We start from the raw sequence: 17,646 nt of genomic DNA, 5'->3' as shown, positions 1-17,646 counted from the left end.
CCATGCACCTGTCCGAACTGCGCGGCCGCCGGGTGGCGGTCTGGGGCACCGGCCGCGAGGGCAAGGCGGCCGTCGCCGCGATCGCGCCGGTCGGGCCCGCGAGTCTGGTCGTCGTCCAGGACAAGGCGACGTTCCTGGGCACGCCCTGGGACGCGACCCTGGCGCCGCTGGTCGAGGGCGACGCCGCCTGGCCGGCGCTCGACGACGTCGAGATCGTGGTCCGCTCGCCCGTCATCGGCGAGTCGCACCCGTGGGTCCAGCGGCTGCGCGAGCGCGGCGTGCGGATCACCGGCGGCACCAGCCTCTGGATGGCCGACCGGGCCGGCCGCACGATCGGCGTCACCGGTTCGAAGGGCAAGAGCACCACCACGTCGCTCATCCACCACCTGCTGGTGGCCTCCGGCCGGCCGGCGGTCATCGGCGGCAACATCGGCATCGCGGCCTTCGACCTGCCGGACGCGCCGCTGTACGTCCTGGAGCTGTCGATGTACCAGTCGGCCGACCTCGACGACTCCCCGCGCGTGGTGGCGCTGACGTCGCTGTTCGAGGAGCACCTGGACTGGACCCGCGACGGCCTCCCGGCCCAGTACTATGCCCACAAGCTCAACATCGTCGCGCACGGCCCGTCAGCGGTCGTCTACAACGCGACCGACCCGGTCCTCGCCGCCGAGCTGGCCGCCCGCCCCGGCCTGCCGCTGCGCCCGGCGGCCGTCCCGGCCGGTTTCCACGTGCGTGACGGCCGCGTCCTGCTCGGCGCCGACGACCTGTTCCCGCGCGAGGCCTTCCCGCTGCGCGGCATCCACAACGACGGCAACCTGTGCGTGGCGCTGGGCGCGCTGCGGGCCTGGGGCGTCGACGTGCCGGGGGAGCGGGGCGCCCTGGAGGCGGGCCTACGCTCGTTCCAGCCGCTGCCGCACCGCCTGACCCCGATCTCCGACCCGTCGGGCGTGGAGTTCGTGAACGACTCGCTGTCGACGGCCCCGCAGACCGCGATCCACGCCATCGAGGCCTACGCGGGCCGCCCCCTGGTGGTCATCGTCGGCGGCCAGGACCGGGGCATCGACTACACGCCGCTGCGCGACTACCTGTCGTCCCGGGCGGTCTCGCTGACCCTGATCGGCGTCCCGGACAGCGGCGAGCACATCCTCGACGTGGTGGGCGACCTCCCGGGCGTCACGCGGGTCCTGGCCGACGACCTGCCGGACGCGGTGCGCCGCTCGCGCTCGATCGTGCCTCCGGGCGGCGTGGTGCTGCTGTCCCCGGCGGCGCCGAGCTACGGCCGCTACGACAACTACGAGGCCCGCGCGAGGGCCTTCCAGGAAGCCATCACCGCGACCGCGCCGTAGCCCGCCCACTTTTGCGTCGATCTTGCAGTTGTGGTGCCGCGACACTCCCGGAATGCCGGCTTTGCGGCCAACCACAACTGCAAGATCGACGCGGTCAGGAGTCCGGTGGGGCCGTCTCGCGCAGGGTGCGGGCGCTGAGCGTGAGCCACCTGTCGACGGCTATGTCCCGCAGGAAGCGTTCGTCGTGGCTCACCACCACGAACGCGCCGCGGTACGCGGTCAGGGCCGCCGTCAGCTGCTCGACGCTCGTCAGGTCCAGGTTGTTCGTCGGCTCGTCCAGCAGGAGCAGGTGCGGGGCCGGGTCCGCGCACAGGACGCACAGCAGCGTCGCGCGGAGGCGTTCGCCGCCCGACAGGGTGGCCACCGGCTGGGCCGCCCGGTCCGGCTTGAACAGGAACCTCGCCAGCAGGTGCATCTGCTCGGTGCGGGGACGGTCCGGCGCGGCCGCGCGCAGGTGGTCGGCCGTCGACACCGACGGGTCGAGCAGGTCCAGGCGCTGGGAAAGGTACGCCACCCGGCCGTCGGCGCGGGTCACCGTGCCCGAGGACGGGGACTGCAGGCCGGCCAGGACGCGCAGCAGGGTCGACTTGCCGGCGCCGTTCGGGCCGGTGAGCGCGATGCGTTCCGGGCCGCGGATCGTCAGGCCGGCCCCGTCGAAGAGGTCGCGGACGCGCACGTCCGTGGCGGCGACGACGGTGCGGCCCTGCGGTACCACCGTGTCCGGCAGCGACAGGGCGAGCGTGTCGTCCTCGCGCAGGGCGCGGTCGGCCTCGTCGACGCGGGCCCGGGCGGCGTCGACGCGCTGCCCGTGCAGGTCGTCGGCGCGGCCGGCGGACTCCTGCGCGCGCCGTTTCAGGCCGCCGGCGATGATGCGCGGGATGTCCTGGCCCGCCCGGGCGCCGGCCGTCGCGCGGCGGGCCGCCCGCTCGCGGGCCTGCTGCAGCTCCCGCTTCTCCCGCTTGAGATCCTGCTCCGCGGTGCGCAGCCGCTGCTCGGCGACGTCGCGGGCGGCACGCTTCGCCTCGTGGTACATCGTGAAACCCCCGCCGAACATGCGCAGCTCGCCGCGGGTCAGCTCGGCGATGCGGTCGACGCGGTCGAGCAGGTCGCGGTCGTGGCTGACGACGAGCAGGGCGCCGCGGAAGTCGGCGAGCGCGTCGAGCAGGCGCGCGCGGGCCGCGCGGTCGAGGTTGTTCGTCGGCTCGTCGAGCAGCAGGACGTCCGGGTGCTTGAGCAGCTGGGCGGCGAGGCCGAGCGACACGACCTGGCCGCCGCTGAGCGTCTCCAGTGGCCGGTCGAGGGCGACGTCGCCGAGGCCGAGCCGGTCGAGCTGGGCGCGGGCGCGCTCCTCGACGTCCCAGTCGTTGCCGACGGTGGCGAAGTGCTCCTCGGCGGCGTCGCCGGCCTCGATGGCGGCGAGCGCGCGGACGACGGGGGCGATCTCGAGCGCGTCCGCGACGGTGAGACCGCCGTCGAGCGGGAGGTTTTGCGGGAGGTACCCCAGGACGCCGTCGACGGCGATGGTCCCGCCCGTCGGCGTCAGGTCACCGGCGACGAGCCGCAGCAGCGTGCTCTTGCCGGCGCCGTTGGGCGCGACGAGGCCGGTCCGGCCGGGGCCGACGGCGAAGGTGAGGTCGTCGAAGACGGGGGTCGCGTCGGCCCAGGCGAACGACAGACTGGTGGCGACGATGGAAGCCTTGGACATGAACCGATCCAGGAGAAGAGAGCGGAAAAGGGACGTCGAAAATCCGGGGCTCACCCGGAGATGTCGTCCTCGCTCAACACTGGTCTCGTCCTCACGTTTCGGGCGCCCGTCCCACCACGGTGGCCGGCGCCCCCCAAGATCTGCTCGCACCAGGTTACCACCAGCAACCGATACGGCAAGGTTTCCTCAAGGTCGTCTCGCTTGCCTGGTTCGCGTGCATCCGCGGCACCTACAGTCCTCGCGGCCGTCTCTCGGGATCCGGAGGACCAGTGACAATCAGTGCGACGCAGGCACACAGGGCGCGGTCGACCGCCGTCGTCCTGGTGGCGGCGGTGACCCTCGCCGGCTGCGGCACGAAGCGCGAAGGAGCTGGACAGGATCCGGACACCCCGGTCCATGTCCGGCTCTACGGCTCGGACGCCAACATGACCAACTCGCTGCGAAACAAGCTCGACGGGAACCCCGGCCTGCTGTCCGGCATGACCGGCACCGCGCCGCTGCTGAAGCTTCCCGAGACGTTCAAGACGCGGCTGCGCTCGGTCGACGCGTCGCTCGCCGACTTCGGGTACGCCGCCGAGGCCTACGACGCCGTGATGATCGCGGGACTGGCCGCGGAGTCCGCCCGTACCGTCGAGGCACCCACCGTCGCGAAGTTCATCGTCCCCGCCACGACCGGCGGCGCCGAGTGTGACAGCGCGGCCACCTGCCTGCCGCTCGCCAAGTCCGGCCGCGACTTCGCCTACCGCGGCGTCTCGCTGAGCCGCAGCGGCCTGACCGACCAGGGCGAGCCGTCGTCGGCCTCCTACGGCACGCTGCACTTCGGCCGCGACGCCACCATCAACGACAACCTGACCGAGTACGTGGGCGCCGGCGACGAGCGGTCGGCGAGCACCGCGGCCGCGCCGCCGCCCGCGGCGAACCCGAACTCGAGCTCGAACAAGAAGCGTGCCCTGAAGGTCGGCGCGCTCATGCCGCACACGGGCCGGCTCGCGTACCGCAGCGGCCCGCGCTTCGCCGGCGCCAAGCTCGCGGTCGCCGACCTCAACGCCGCCGGCGGCGTGCTCGGCGAGCCGGTCGAGTGGATCGACGGCGACGACGGCACCGACGCGGCCGTCGCCGCGGCCACCGTCGACCGGCTCGTCGGCCTCGGCGTGCAGGTCATCATCGGCGCGTCGTCGTCGAGCGTGACCAAGGCGGTCATCCCGAAGATCGCCGCCGCCGGACGCATCCTCATCTCGCCGTCGTCGACGTCGGACGAGCTGAGCGCGGTGCCGGACGGCGGCATGTTCTTCCGCACCGCGCCGCCGGACACGCTGCAGGCGCGGGCCCTCGCCGACGTCATCATGCGCGACGGCCCGAAGCGGGTGGTCGTCGTGGCGCGCGAGGACGCGTACGGGATGGGCCTGCAGCAGAACGTGAAGGCCGACCTCGTCGCGGCCGGGATGGCCGGCGACGACATCGCGCTGCTGAGCTACCCGGCCAGCGCGGAAGACTTCGCCGGGATCGCGGCCGGCGTGCGCGAGGCGCGGCCCGACGCGGTGCTCATCGTCGGCTACGAGGAGACGGCGACGATCGTGCGGGCCCTGGCCGCGCGCAAGGTGGGCACGGAGAGTGGCCTGGCCGGCTACTGAGCCGGTGTGATGCGGGCGCGGCCGGGCTGCCGGTCGCGCCCGCACCGGTGTCGGCTTCCCGACACCAGCCGTCCCTCGCCGGCCCGCTCCGGCAGCCGCACAGCCGTCAGCGTGCGGTGCCGTAGCGCTCCGCCGCGCGAGCCTTGGCCTTGGCCGCCTCGACCTCGCGGTCGCGCGGCGGGCTGTTGGTGACCAGGGCGTCGAGCAGCACGCGGGTCGCGTCGGCGACGGCGGCCACGGCGGCGTCGAACGCCTCCTGGTTGGCCGCCGAGGGCCTGGTCATGCCCGCGACCTTCCGCACATACTGCAGCGCGGCGGCCTCGATCTCGTCCTCGGTGGCGGGCGGCTCGAAGTTGTTGAGCACGCGGATGTTCCGGCACATGCCTCCACCTTGCCAGGTCTTTTCCAAAACTGTCGCACCCGATGGCTAGTCTCCCGGGGTACTTGATGCTGTTCCCTCATTTCCGCATCAATCCGATTGATCCCCCCTGAGATCGGTGAGGCAGTGATCGCATGACGTGGTTGGCGGCGAGTGGTGGCTACGAGGTCACCCTGGTGTCCGGGCAGATAGCCTGCCGCAACGCGAAGGGCAAGGTGCTCAAGTCGGTGCCACCGGCGCTGCGCGACGACCCGGCGGTGGCCGGGCTGCGGCAGCTCGTCGAGTGGCTGGGCCGCCACGAGGCGCAGGTCCGCGAGCAGGTCGACCTGTGGATGGTCCGGTCGCTGCCGGTGCCGGCGGCGGTCCTGGCCCGGGTCTGGGCCGACGAGACGTGGCGGGCGGCGCTGACCGACCTGGTCGTGGCCGTCCTCGACGACGACGGCGGCTGGGACCCCGACGAGGTCGGCTTCCTGCGCGACGCGTCACCTGACGGCGTCGGCATCGTGAACCTCGACGGCGAGACCGTCCGGCTGCCGGCCGAGCGGGTCGCGATCCCGCACCCGGTGCGCCTGCCCGACCTCGACGACCTCCGCGAGTTCGCCGCCGACCTCGGCGTCAGCCAGTCCGTCGACCAGCTGTTCCGCCAGACGTGGGTGCGCCCGGCGGTGTTCGACGCCAACGCGCGGGCCGTCCGTGACTACGCCGGCGGCCGGTTCGCCGAGCTGCGGCACCTGCTCGGCCGGGCTTCCTCGCTGGGCTATCCGGTGAAGGGCGGCTACGCGGTCTGCCGGGTGTTCGAGGGCGGCGACGTGGTCGAGGCCCGCAGCTGGGTCGGCGCCGACGACCCCTGGTCCGAGGCCGAGACCGGCGACCTGGTGTTCGTGCGGGGCGACGGCGCGGGCCTGCCGCTCGCCGAGGTGGGGCCGGTGGCGTGGTCCGAGGGCATGCGCATGGCGGCGGCGCTCTACGCCGGCCGGGTTGTCGAGGAGAGCGGCGAGGAGGCGGCGGCATGAGTGAGGCGATGCTGGATGCGGGAGCGGTGCTGCTGCCCGGGGCGGAGGCGGTGGCCGACACGGTCGACGTGCTGACCACCCGGGCCTACCGGCACCCGGTGCTCGGCGAGCGGACCGTGGTGCGGCTGGTGGCCCGCACGCTCGGCCCGGCCGAGGACCTGACGATGGAGTTCCTCGGCTTCGCCGCGCCCGAGGAGGTCGCCGAGGTCGGCGTCGTGCGGCAGCAGGCACTCGGCTTCCCGGCCTGGGCCCTGGTCCACGACCCGGCCAACGGCCACCACGCCCTCGCGCTGGTGAAGGACATCGAGCGGCTCTCGCGCGTGGCGAAGTCGCGCATCGGCCCGGCCCGCGACGGGTTCAACGAGCTCGGCGAGCGGCTCGCCCGGTCGGTGCCGCACTTCCTGCCGACGTTCTACGAGGAGGCGGCCCGCGCGTTCCTCGTCGCCGACAGCACCACCTATGCGGCCACGATGTTCGGCAAGGCCCGCGAGGCCGAGCGGCTCTTCGCGCTCACCATCGACGAGGAGCGCCAGCACACGGTCTTCCTGGAGTTCGCCCTCGCCGGCGCGCTCACCGCGAAGGCGCTGTCGGCCCACGCCCGCGACCTCGCCGGGCGCAGCGCGCCCGCCGTCGCCTACGAGCGGTTCCGCCGGCTGTGTGTCGAGCGCACCCTCGGCGGCATGCCGCCCTATGCGCAGATGCACGTCGACCTGCGCCGCCTGGCGAAGGCGGCCAAGGTCGGCGAGGACGACGAGGAGCGCCTGATCGCCGAGCTGCTCGAGGCGCCGTCGGTCCTGCGCGCCCCCGGCGGCTTCTGGACGGCATACCGGTCGTCCCTGGTCCGCCTGGCCCGCCGCGACCCGCGGATCCGCGGGCAGCTGCTGGGCATGTTCCCCCGGGAGTGCCCGGGCGACGTGTGGCTCGACATCCTCGACGAGTCCGGGGCGAGCGAGGCGCTCACCGGGCCGGCCGGGTCGGTCCCGGCCGAGGCCGAGCCGGCCGACGGCCCGGCCGGCTGGCTGTCCCGGCTCGACGACCACCGCGCCGGCTGGCGGCGCAAGCGGCTCCCGGCCCAGCTGCGGCTCATCGAGCGCATGGCCGAGCGGCTGCGCGCCGACGGCGCCCCGGTCGACCTCGGCAGCACCCGGCAGGCCGTCGACCTCGACGTCATCGACCTGTGCCTGGAGCTCGGCGTGCCGCTCGGTGAGTTCGCCGACGACGTGCACTGCCCCGTCGACGCCTGGCTCAAGGACGAGACCGAGGGCCGCCGCGACCTGGCCCACGTGGGGCGGTTCGAGCCGCTGCTCGGCCGCCTCGGCGATGCGGTCGAGAGCGTCCTGCGCACCGGCTGGGGCGACAACGTCAGCGTGTCCCCGGAGCGGGTCGCGGCCGTCGTCGCGGTGCCCGGCCTGCGCGCGGCGCTGCACCGCTGGCTCGACCGGCTCGCCGACCGCATCCTGCGCGAGGGCCTGACCTCGCTCGCCCCCGAGCTGGCCCGGCTCTCGCTGGTCGCCTGCCCGGAGGGCCTCGCGGTCAACCCGGAGGCGATCCGGCGCATCACCGAGCACGACCTCGGCCCGATCCTCGGCGCGTCCCTGCGGGCCGGCGTCTTCGACGAGTACGGCTGGCCGGCGCTGGAGGACGCGGTCACCCGGCTGCCGTCCGGCGGCAACGAGCGGCCCGAGGTGCAGGCCCAGTGGCCGCAGCTGATGCTGCGCTCCGGCGACCAGGTGGTCGTCACCGGCCCCGGCGGCGTCGAGCTGGAGCACCTGCTGCGCATCCCGGCCGCGCAGCGGCAGTGGCGGTGGCGGCAGACGCTGCGGTATGTCGACGGCCAGCTCCTCGTCACCTGGGACGCCGACGACAAGCGCGCCGGCTACTGGACCGGCGCCCCCGACGACGTGTTCGAGGCCCCGGAGGACGCGTTCTCGGGCAGCGGCGAGGGCTCGTTCGCGCTGCCCGGCGGCGGTCGCACCGGCGGGCACCGGCCGCTGCACGCGGGCGACCGGTCCGCGATCGAGCGGGGCACGGTGGCGACCGACGGCCTGCACTACTGGGTGCTGATGTACCACCAGAACGACTACACCTGGCGGTGGCGCGAGTTCGACGTCGCGACCGGCGACCTCGGCCGCGCGTCGATGCCGGCGTTCTTCGAGTCCGGCGGCGTTCCCGGCTTCGAGCTGGAGTCGCTCGCCTGCCGCCTGCGCCCCGGCGGCCCCGAGACCGCCGACAGCCCGCTCGGCCAGCGCGACGGGCTGGTCGGCTGGCGCCTGCGCAGCGGCCCGGGCGGTGCCCAGCTCGGCGAGGGCGTCGACGGCCGTTCGTTCACGGTGCCGGGCCAGCCCGGCGGCGGCACCACCGGCCAGCTCGTCGGCGCGATCCGGTTCCCCGGCGCCGAGACGCTGCACGGCCTGCTGCGCCAGGACTCGTACCGCAACAATGCCGTCGTCCTCACCACCGCCGACGGGCTGCGGTTCGCCCACGTCCGGCTCGAAGGGGAGAGCGGCCCGTTCGCCGAGGGCACCCCGCTGGTGCCGCCTCCGGCGTACTGGCACTACCTGCGGCCGCGCGACGAGGCCGGCTCCGCGGTGCTGCGCGGGCTCACCGACGCCGCGGCCGGCGAGCTGCTCGCCGCCGCGCTGGCCCAGACCACGACCGAGCCGGACGCCGACGTCGACGCCGAGGCCGTCCGCAAGCTGGTCGGCGACGCGCTGCCCGGGCTGACCCACCCGGCGCTCGTCACCGGCGTCGCCGGGGTCGTCCGGCACGCCGCCCGCTCCGCGCGGCGGCTGCGGCGGCTCACCACGGCGACCGCCGAGATCGCCGCCCAGTCGGTCGCCGGGATGACCGACCCCGACGCCGACAAGCCCTCCGATCGGCTGCTCAACGCGGCGCTCAGCGGGCTCATCCCCGGCTGCTACGACCACGGGCACGAGGGCGTGCGGCTGTTCCGGCTCACCGGCGCGGCGCTCACCGGCCGCGAGCCCGACCGGCCGCTCGGCGACGTGCTCGCCCGCGCCGACGTCGACTGGTTCGACACCATCGGGGCGCTGCCGGCCGTCCTCATGCGGGCCGTCTCGCCGCTCACCCCGGCCGAGCACCGCACCGCCCTGCTCGACCTGCTGGAGATCGTCGCCGACTCCGGCCTGGTGGTCGCGGGCGGGCGGTTCCGGCGGATGCTGCTCAAGTCCGACACCGGCACCCCGGTCCTGAGGGCCGGCGAGGTCGTCGACCTCGGCGACGGCCGGCGCCTGGTCCCGACCCGGGTCGACCGGGAGGACGGCGACGCGGTCGTGCTGGAGCTCGCCACGAGCGGCCGCTCCGGGCCGATCCCCGGGCACACCATCGGCGCCGAGCACCGGGTCATGCACAGCCACGGCATCGGTGCCGCGCAGGTGACCGCGTTCGTCGCGGCCGCCCGCGCCAACGGGCCGCTGCCCTTCCGGCCCGACCTCGTCCGGGCCGTCTCGACCGCGGCCGGGATCAGCCTCGCCGAGGCCACCGTGCTGCTCACCGGCCCGCGCGACAAGGAGGCGTGGGAGCAGCGGCCCGAGGGCTGGGAGCTCGACCCGGCGGTGACCCCCGCCACGGTCGAGCTGGCCGTCGAGCGGCTCCGCCGCGACAGGACGCTGTCCCCGGCCGCCGGCATCCATGCGGTGCTGCTGCCCGAGGACCCGGCGACGCTGTGGACCGCCGGCCCGGCGCTGGACCGGCTGGCCGCCTGGTGCACCGAGCGCGTCGGCGCCCGCACGCCGGTCGACGACGGGCTCATCCTGGAGCTGCACCGCTCCGGCTCGGTCACCGGCCTGAGCGCCTCGGAGTTCCTGCACGGCGTCGCCAACGCGGAGACCTGCCGGTGGCTGCAGGGCAACGTCGAGGGCGTCGACGTCGACGACGTCGTCGTCTCGGTCGTGCGCAGCGTGCCGTGGCTGGTCCGGCGGCTGCCGGTCGGCGACCCGATCCGCGCCGCGCTGCCCCGCGTGCTGGAGCTGGCCGGGCAGCGGCTGCGCGACCCGGAGACCACGTTCGTCGTCGGGCACAACGACACCGAGTCGTTCGAGAAGTTCGTCGCCGGCCTCGGCACCCCGGTGACCCGCGACGAGAAGGCCATCGACACCGGCCTGTTCTTCCAGACGCAGCACGGGTACTGGAACGCGATCCACCTCCGCCCGGCCCGCATCGCCGGGCTCGACGATCCGTTCCTCGGGGCGCTCGTCGCGTTCACCGGCGAGAGCCAGGCGATCGTCGCGACCCGCGCGGTGCTCGGCGACCAGCTGGCCGACTGGATCGCGGCCGAGCCGGTCGACGACGCGCACGACCCGTCCCGTTCGGTGCCGGAGCTGGTCGCCGTGGTCGCCGAGCGGCACGGCCTGGGCGCCGACGCCGCCACGGTCTACCTGCAGCTGCTCGCCCTGCCCGACCCGACCGACCGCAACGTGGCGGCCTGGACGGGCTGGAAGCCGGCCCGGCTCAAGAAGGCCCGGGCCGAGCTGGCCGCCACCGACCTGGTCGTCGAGGCCAAGCGGCCGCGCGCCGGCCGGTCGCTGTTCCTGCCCGGCGGTTGGCTCGCCCTCGGCGCGCCGCACGTGCCGCTGGAGCGGTGGAAGCTGCCGCTGCTCATCGGCGACGGCGAGGACATCGGCGGCCTCGGCGTCGTCGTGCCGGTCGCGCCCGCGCCGCGGCTGTTCGAGCTCGCCTGGGGCCGGATCACCGCCGGCGACCTTCCCCGATTCGAAGAACTCACCACGAACACGAAGGGACGCCGATGACGGCCTCGACCCTGACCCGGCAGATCGACCCGGCCGAGTTCGCGCACGCGACCGAGCTCGCGTTCCTGGCCGCCTTCGACGGCGGCCCCCGCCCGCCGGGCTGGCGACTCACGCCGCGCGCGGTGGTGACGTTCATCGCCGGCAGCGACGACCGCGAGCTGACGCTGCCCAAGGGCGTGCGGCCCGAGGGCGTGCCGGTGAAGCTCACGATCCCGCGGAAGTTCGTCGGCGACCGGGCCCTGGTCGAGCGCTGCGTGGTGACCCTGGCCGGCGAGCGCGGGCTGCTGCTCGTCGGCGAGCCCGGCACCGCCAAGTCGATGCTGTCCGAGCTGCTGTCGGCGGCCGTCTGCGGCACCAGCGAGCTGGTCGTGCAGGGCACCGCGGGCACCACCGAGGACCAGCTGCGCTACGGGTGGAACTACGCGCTGCTGCTCGCGTCCGGCCCGAGCCCGGAGGCCCTGGTGCCCTCGCCGGTGCTCACCGCGATGCGCAGCGGTGGCGTCGCGCGCATCGAGGAGATCACCCGCTGCCTGCCCGAGGTGCAGGACGCGATGGTGTCGATCCTGTCCGACCGGCGCATCGCCGTGCCCGAGCTGGCCGGCACCCCGGGCGCCACGATCCACGCGGCGCCCGGCTTCACGCTCATCGCCACCGCCAACCTCCGCGACCGCGGGGTGTCGGAGATGTCGGCCGCGCTCAAGCGCCGGTTCAACTTCGAGACCGTCGGCCCGATCCCCGACCTGGCCGCCGAGACCGCGCTCGTGGCCCGGCAGGCCCGGGCCGCGCTCGACCGGGTCCAGACGCCGTTCGCGGTCGACGACGCGGTCCTGGAGGTGCTCGTCACCGCCTTCCGCGACCTGCGGGGCGGCCGGTCCGTCGAGGGCTGGGAGGTCGAGCGCCCCTCGACGGTCATGAGCACCGCCGAGGCGGTCGCGGTGGCGACGTCGCTCGGCCTCGCCGCCGCCTACTTCCCGGGCGACCGTGACGTGCTGTCCCTCGTCCCCGCCCACCTGCAGGGCGTGGTGTGCAAGGACGACCCGGCCGACGGCGCGAAGCTGCTCGGCTACTGGGACGGGGCCGTCCGCCGCCGCGCCGAGGAGGGCGCGCGGCTCTGGCGCCAGCTGTGGGAACTGCGCGATGTCCTCCAGTCCTGACACCGCCCTCGCCGCGCTGGCCGGCTCCACCGCGCCGTATCTCATCGGTGTCCGGCACCACTCGCCGGCGCTGTCGGTCGTCGTCGACGAGCTGCTGTCGAAGTTCGGGCCGGAGGTCCTGCTGCTGGAGCTGCCGGCCGAGTTCGCCCACTGGCTGCCCTGGCTGGCCGACGAGGCCACCCGGGCGCCGGTGGCGCTTGCCGGCGTGGTCGGGGCCGGCGGCGGCCCGGCGTTCTACCCGTTCGCCGACTTCTCGCCGGAGCTGGTCGCGGTGCGCTGGGCGGCCCGCAACGGGGTCGAGGTGATCCCGTGCGACCTGCCGCTCGCCGACCGCCGCTGGCACTCCCGGGAGTCGTCGGCTGCCGAGGGCGCGTTCCCGTATGCGGACTCGCTGCGGCGGGCGGCGTCCGGCCGGTCCGACGAGGACATGTGGGACCGGATGGTCGAGGCGCGCGCGCCCGGCTCCGACGCCGAGTCGGTGCGCCGCGCCGCGCTGCTCGTCGGCTGGGCGATGCGGGAGGACGCCGCCGGCGGGGCCGGGGTGTCGCCGGTCGACCTGGACCGCGAGGCGTGGATGCGCCGCTGCCTGGCCGCGGTCGGCGGCCGGCGGGCCGCGGCCGTGGTCGGGTCGTTCCACGCCGCCGCGCTGCTCTCCGGCGATCCGGCCGGGGACGGCGAGCCGTCCCGGGAGGAGGTCGTCACCTCCCTCGTGCCGTACAGCTTCGGCCTCCTCGACGCCCGCTCCGGCTACCCCGCCGGGATCCGCGACCCGCGCTGGCAGCAGGCGGTCGTCACGGCCGGCGGGCAGCCCGAGGCGGTGGAGTCGGCCGCGCTGGCCTCGGTGGTCGAGGTCTGCGCCCGCATCCGCGCCGCCGGCCACCCGGCCGGTCCGGCCGAGGCCCGCGAGGTGTTCCGGCTCGCCGCCGACCTGGCGCGGCTGCGCGGGCTGCCCGCCCCGGGCCGCGGCGAGCTGGTCGAGGCGCTGCAGAGCGTCCTCGCCCACGGCGAGGTGCTCGGCCGCGGCCGGGCCGTCGCCGCGGCGATGGAGCACGTGCTCGTCGGCGAGGTCCGCGGGGCGCTGGCCCCCGGCGCTCCGCGCTCGGGGCTGCGGCCGGCCGTCGAGTCGCTCGTCGCCGGGCTACGCCTGCCCGGGCCCGGCGAGCCGTCCCGCGACGTGCGGCTCGACCCGCTGCGCTCCGACCTCGACCGGCGCCGCGAGGTGGCCCTGCGGCGCCTCGCCGCCTGTCACGTCCCCTACGGCGAGCGCACCGCCGTCGAGGGCACCGGCGGCGCCGACGCGCTCACCTCCCGCTGGACCGTCCAGTGGGCGCCCGGCACCGAGGCGATGCTCGACGTGGCCGGCCTGCGCGGCGTCACCCTGGCCCAGGCCGCCGAGGGCGCGCTGCGCGAGCAGCGCCGCGCCGAGCGGGCCGCGGACGGGCCGACGGCCGCACAGATCATCGCGGGCCTCCAGGCCGCGGCCGAGTGCGGCCTCGCCGAGCTGGCCCGCGAGCGGCTCGCCGAGTTCGAGGCCGAGATCCCGGCCAGCGCGACGCTCGGCGAGCTGATGACGGCCCTGGCCCTGGCCGACCGGCTGCGCCACGGCCACGTGCCGGGCCTGCCGGACGCCGCGTCGCGCGGCGACCTCGGCGCGGTTGTCGGGGCGCTGGAGGCGGCGGCGGTCCGCCAGGTCGACGGCCTGGCCGGCTCCGACGCGGTCGCCGACGTCCAGGCCCTCGTCGCGCTCGCCCAGCGGGTCGACGCGGCCGGGGCCGGCCTGCGGCTGGGCGACGCCCTGGCCCGGCTGGCCGCGACCGGCACGCCCGCGATGGCCGCGGGCGCGGGCGCCGTGCAGGTGCTGCTCGGCCTGTCCTCGGCCGCCGACCTGGGCGCGCGGGTGGCGTCGTGGGTGGACCAGGCCGTGGCCGACGAGAGCCGGCGCCGGCTGCTGGGCCACCTGCGCGGGCTCCTCGCGGCGGCCGAGCCGCTGCTGCAGTCCGGCCACGGTGTGCTGGACGGCCTGCTCGACCGGGTGGCCGGCCTTCCCGACGCCGGCTTCCTGTCCCGCCTGCCGGCGCTGCGCGGGGGCTTCCAGGTGGTCAGCCCGGCGGGGCGGGATCGGCTGCTCGCGGTGGTCGAGGCCCGGCTGGGGACGGACGAGCTGTCCCGCGACCCGCAGGCGCTCGATCCGGGGCTGCTGTTGACGCGGCTGCTCGCGGACCGGGCAGGCTCGGCCGCGGTGACCGCGCTGGCCCTGCCCGCCGCCGGGCGACCCGATCCGTCGGGGGCCGCCACGGCCGCCACGGCGGCTGCTTCGCCGCACGCGGGGTTCTCCGCCCCCGCCGATACCCCGACCGCCGCACCCTCGGTGCCTGACGATTCCCCTGCGGCCGCGGGCCTCGCCGCGCCTGGGTCGCCTTCCTCCGCCGCTTCCGCCGGGGCCGCCTCCACTCTGTCTACTGTGGACAGATGGCGGCTGCTCCTCGGGCGGCAGCCGGAGCAGCTGTCGGGGCGGGCCGGGCGGTATGCGACGGCGCTCGACGAGCTGTACGGGGCGGGGACCGGCGAGGGATCCCGGGCCGACGCCGCCGCCCGGGCCGGGCGCGAGGCTCCCTTCCCCGGCGTGCGGGAGTGGGCCGAGGAGCTCACCGCGCTGTTCGGTCCCGGCATCCGCGAGGAGGTCCTGGCCCGGGCCGTCGAGGGCGGCCGGCGCGACGCCGCGCTGCTGCTCGACCCGCAGGCGGTGACGCCCTCGGTGGAGCTGCTGCAGACCGTGCTGTCGCTCGTCGGGGCGATGCCCGAGTCGGCCGTGGCCCGGCTGCGGCCGCTCGTCGCCCGGATCGTCGACGAGCTCACCCGGCAGCTGGCCACCCGGCTGCGGCCCGCGCTCGCCGGGGTCACCACGCCGCGGCCGACGGCGCGGCCCGGCGGTCCGCTCGACCTGCCGCGTACGCTGCGGGCCAACCTGGCCACCACGCGGCGGGACGCGGACGGGCGGGTGACCGTCATCCCGGAGCGGCCCGTGTTCCGCACGCGGGCCCGCCGCGGCGTCGACTGGCGGCTGGTGCTCGTGGTCGACGTGTCCGGCTCGATGGAGGCGTCGGTGATCTGGTCGGCGCTGACCGGGGCGATCCTGGCCGGGGTGCCGGCGCTGAGCACGCACTTCATCGCGTTCTCGACCGAGGTCGTCGACCTCACCGACCGGGTCGGCGACCCGCTGGGGCTCCTGCTGGAGGTCCGGGTCGGCGGTGGCACCCACATCGCGGCCGGGCTGCGGCACGCGCGGTCGCTGGTGACCGTGCCGTCGCGGACGATGGTGGTCGTGGTGAGCGACTTCGAGGAGGGGTATCCGCTGGGCGGCCTCCTCGCCGAGACGCGCTCGCTCGTCGAGTCGGGCGTGACCGTGCTCGGGTGCGCGAGCCTCGACGACGGGGGGCGGCCGCGGTATTCGGTGTCGGTCGCCTCGCAGCTCGTCGCGGCCGGGATGCCGGTCGCCGCACTCAGCCCGCTGGAGCTGGCCCGCTGGGTCGGAGAGAAGGTGCGCCCGTGAGCGCCTCGTCCCTGCCGCCGATCGCGGCGCCGGTGCTGGTGACCGCGGTCGACGGGCTGCCGGCCCGGCTGCGCAAGAAGCTCGACGACGCCGCGGCGAAGCTGGCGGATCGGCCGGTGACGGCGGACGGCCCGCGGTACACGGTGGCGATCGACGACGCGACGACGGTCACGCTGGTAACCGAGCGCGGCGTGGTCCGGACCGCGGACGCGGTGACGTGCACCTGCCTGCTCGCGCCGAACTGCCTGCACCGGGCCGGCGTGCTCACCCTGGCCCCGGTCGACGCCGGCGACGGCGAGCCCGACGAGGGGCCGGCCGCCCGCGGTCCCGGGACCGGCGCGGGCGACGCCGAGGAGGTCGCGGGCGACGCCCGGCTTCACGCGGGTGACGCGGATGCCGACGCTCGTGCCGGCGATGCCGGTCCGGGAGCCGCGGCTACGGCCGTCGTGGTCTCCGGCGAGGAGCCGGCGGGGCTGACGACGCAGCAGACGGCGGCCGTCGCGCACCTGTGGCGGGCGGCGGTCGCGGTGCTGGCGTCCGGCGTCTCCGGCTCGGGGGCCGTCGCGCGCACCGCCCTGCTGCGGGCGGCGCACGACGCGCAGGCCTGCAAGGTGTACCGTCCGGCGGCCGCCGCCCGCACCGTCGCCACGCTGCTGCAGGCGGCTCGGGCGGGCGAACCGCAGTACCGGCTGGGGGACCTCGCCGACGCGATGCGTGAGCTGCTGGAAGTGACGCACCGGCTGCGCGTGGCCCCGGCGGCGGTGCTGCTGGGGACGGCCCGCCGCACGTACGAGCTGCAGGGCAGCCTGCGCCTCTACGGCCTGTGCACGACGGCGGTGGTCGCGGGCACGGGGTATGCGGGCGTCGTGACGTACGTCGTCGACCGCGACGGCGGGCTCTGGATGATCGCCGACCTCTACCCCGGCACGGCGCGGCGGGCAGCGACGGCCGGGAACGCGACCGTCAAGCTCGGCGAGACGGCGCTGAGCCACCGCGCGCTGACCCGCGCCGGCCTGGTCGTCTCCGGCGCCACCGCGGCCGCCAGCCGGCAGCTCGGCGCCGGCAGGTCGGTGCGGGCCGTGACCGCGAGCGGGGTGTCCTGGCACGAGGAGCCGCTCGCCGGGCTGTGGGCGCAGCCGGCGGCCGAGCAGGTGCACCGGGCGTTCGCGGCCCTGGGCCAGCCGGTGACCGACCGCCCGGCCGGCGCCGACCTGCTGTTCCTGTCGGTCTGCCTCGACGGGCCCGACGGCGACGCGGTCCGGGCCACCGCCGCCGACGGCACCCGCCTGACGCTGCGGGTGGCGTCGGACCATCCGTCGCTGGCGTACCGGGACAACCTCCGCCTGCTCGCCGCCCGCCCCGGGCTGGAGCTGCTGCTGGTGGGCCGGCCGGACCCGGGGCGGCCGGGCACGGTGTACCCGCTCGCCGTCGCCCCGCCCGCCGGCACGACGTGGCCGTTACCGGCGCCGCACCAGGGCCACGCCGACCTGGCCTTCGACCGGCTGCACCGCAGCCACGTCCCGCCGGCCGCCGCTCTGGACGAACCGGCGGAGGTGGCCGACGTCGCCGAAGTCGTGGCGGACGCCGGCCCGGACGCTGAACCGCCGGTGTCCGACGGTGCGGTGGAGCTGGACGTGCTCGACGGAGGCGACGGCGGGGCGTGGCGGCCGTCGGTCGGCGACCCGGCGCTCCAGGTGCTGCGGGTGCAGGTCGAGCGGACGGTGTCCGGCGGCCGGATGGTGGTCGCGCTGCCCGCCGGACGCGGGCCGACGGACGCCGACCGGCTGCGGCGGGCGCGGCTCGACGCGGGAGCGGAGCTGGTCGACCGGCTCGCGGTGGCGGCCGGCAACCGGCCCCGGGACGCGTTCGGGCGGCTGTCCGACGACGACGGCGCGGCGTTCGCGCAGGCGTGGCTGGCCACGGCGGTGTACTCGGACGCGGCCGAGCGCGCGTACGCGGAGGCGACCTGGCTCCCCGACCGGCCGGAGGTGGAGCCCGCCACCCACTGACGAGCGTCGGGCCCGCCCGCGGCCGGCGGACGGGCCCGCTTCACGTTGAGGAGCGTCGGGAGCGTCGGGACATCACCGCGAGGGGGCCGC

The 17,646-nt window shown here is 76.1% G+C and carries 9 protein-coding genes; 7 read left to right on the top strand and 2 right to left on the bottom strand.

Annotated features, from left to right (window positions below; genetic code table 11):
* Positions 1-2: 2 nt before the first annotated feature.
* Positions 3-1,346, top strand: coding sequence for a UDP-N-acetylmuramoyl-L-alanine--D-glutamate ligase (murD, locus tag IEZ31_RS11640; protein ID WP_190249802.1), 1,344 nt, complete (start codon positions 3-5; stop codon positions 1,344-1,346).
* A gap of 94 nt (positions 1,347-1,440) precedes the next feature.
* On the opposite strand, the gene IEZ31_RS11635 is transcribed toward murD, so the two are convergent.
* Positions 1,441-3,051, bottom strand: a complete 1,611-nt coding sequence (locus IEZ31_RS11635; protein WP_190249801.1) for an ABC-F family ATP-binding cassette domain-containing protein — start codon at positions 3,049-3,051, stop codon at positions 1,441-1,443.
* 275 nt (positions 3,052-3,326) lie between these two features.
* Between IEZ31_RS11635 and IEZ31_RS11630 the strand changes: the two genes are divergently transcribed.
* Positions 3,327-4,682 carry an ABC transporter substrate-binding protein gene (locus IEZ31_RS11630; protein ID WP_190249876.1) on the top strand — a complete coding sequence of 452 codons (1,356 nt, stop codon included), beginning with the start codon at positions 3,327-3,329 and terminating at the stop codon, positions 4,680-4,682.
* A gap of 106 nt (positions 4,683-4,788) precedes the next feature.
* On the opposite strand, the gene IEZ31_RS11625 is transcribed toward IEZ31_RS11630, so the two are convergent.
* The gene (locus tag IEZ31_RS11625; RefSeq protein ID WP_190249800.1) at positions 4,789-5,064 is read right to left on the bottom strand and encodes a DUF2277 domain-containing protein; all 276 of its coding nucleotides are present in this window, start codon (positions 5,062-5,064) and stop codon (positions 4,789-4,791) included.
* Between the two features lie 131 nt (positions 5,065-5,195).
* Here IEZ31_RS11625 and IEZ31_RS11620 point away from each other — a divergent pair, with 131 nt between their 5' ends.
* The 5 genes from IEZ31_RS11620 to IEZ31_RS11600 are packed head-to-tail and all read left to right on the top strand — an operon-like array spanning position 5,196 to position 17,556.
* Positions 5,196-6,074 carry a DUF4132 domain-containing protein gene (locus IEZ31_RS11620; protein ID WP_190249799.1) on the top strand — a complete coding sequence of 293 codons (879 nt, stop codon included), beginning with the start codon at positions 5,196-5,198 and terminating at the stop codon, positions 6,072-6,074.
* Positions 6,071-10,843, top strand: a complete 4,773-nt coding sequence (locus tag IEZ31_RS11615; protein ID WP_190249798.1) for a hypothetical protein — start codon at positions 6,071-6,073, stop codon at positions 10,841-10,843. Before IEZ31_RS11620 ends, IEZ31_RS11615 begins: the two co-directional genes overlap by 4 nt.
* Positions 10,840-11,997, top strand: a complete 1,158-nt coding sequence (locus IEZ31_RS11610) for an ATP-binding protein (RefSeq protein WP_190249797.1) — start codon at positions 10,840-10,842, stop codon at positions 11,995-11,997. Before IEZ31_RS11615 ends, IEZ31_RS11610 begins: the two co-directional genes overlap by 4 nt.
* Complete coding sequence (locus IEZ31_RS11605; RefSeq protein ID WP_190249796.1) at positions 11,981-15,547, top strand: vWA domain-containing protein; 3,567 nt, start codon at positions 11,981-11,983, stop codon at positions 15,545-15,547. Before IEZ31_RS11610 ends, IEZ31_RS11605 begins: the two co-directional genes overlap by 17 nt.
* Positions 15,544-17,556, top strand: a complete 2,013-nt coding sequence (locus IEZ31_RS11600) for a hypothetical protein (protein WP_190249795.1) — start codon at positions 15,544-15,546, stop codon at positions 17,554-17,556. The genes IEZ31_RS11605 and IEZ31_RS11600 overlap by 4 nt, the downstream gene beginning before the upstream one ends.
* The last annotated feature ends 90 nt before the right edge of the window (positions 17,557-17,646 follow it).

This window comes from Dactylosporangium sucinum (assembly GCF_014647515.1).
In the GTDB taxonomy this organism is placed as follows: domain Bacteria; phylum Actinomycetota; class Actinomycetes; order Mycobacteriales; family Micromonosporaceae; genus Dactylosporangium; species Dactylosporangium sucinum.
Note: the sequence above shows the minus strand (reverse complement) of the source record. Positions and strands in the feature narration are given on the sequence as shown.